This is a genomic window from Prescottella defluvii (genome assembly GCF_000738775.1).
In the GTDB taxonomy this organism is placed as follows: Bacteria; Actinomycetota; Actinomycetes; order Mycobacteriales; family Mycobacteriaceae; genus Prescottella; species Prescottella defluvii.
The window spans coordinates 1-436 of record NZ_JPOC01000152.1 but is presented as its reverse complement, the minus strand read 5'-3'; the positions used below and the strand labels follow the sequence as shown (position 1 = coordinate 436).

General features: G+C 71.8%; 1 protein-coding gene. It reads right to left on the bottom strand.

Going from position 1 to position 436, the window contains the following annotated elements:
* The coding region (locus IJ15_RS26840) for a hypothetical protein (RefSeq protein ID WP_037136174.1) at nt 1–270 on the bottom strand (270 nt) is incomplete at its 3' end.
* Between the last annotated feature and the right edge of the window lie 166 nt (nt 271–436).

Genomic DNA, 436 nt, shown 5'->3' with positions numbered 1-436 from the left:
GCCGCCGGCGTCGGAAAGGCGACGGTGTTCCACCGGTTCGGGAACCGGAACGAACTGGTCCGCGCGGTCGTGTTCGAGCATGCGAACGCACTGCGCGAGGCCGTCCTGGGCGCACCACCGCCGCTGGGACCCGGCGCGACCGCGGACGAGCGACTCGTCGCATTTCTCGTCGCCTTCGCGCACCTCATTGTCGATCGCCCCGCACTCATCGCCGCGTACGACGCGGCGGGCGAGGACGAACGCGCCGACGATGAGGTTCGCGTACGCCACGTGAGTTTGCTGATCGCCGAAGCCCGGCCCGCCATGGACTCGGCGGCGGCGGCGCGCCCTGGACGGCCTCGCGCAGTGCGGTCGCCTGCTCGAACACGACCGCGCGGACCCGTTCGTTCCGGTTCCCGAACCGGTGGAACACCGTCGCCTTTCCGACGCCGGCGGC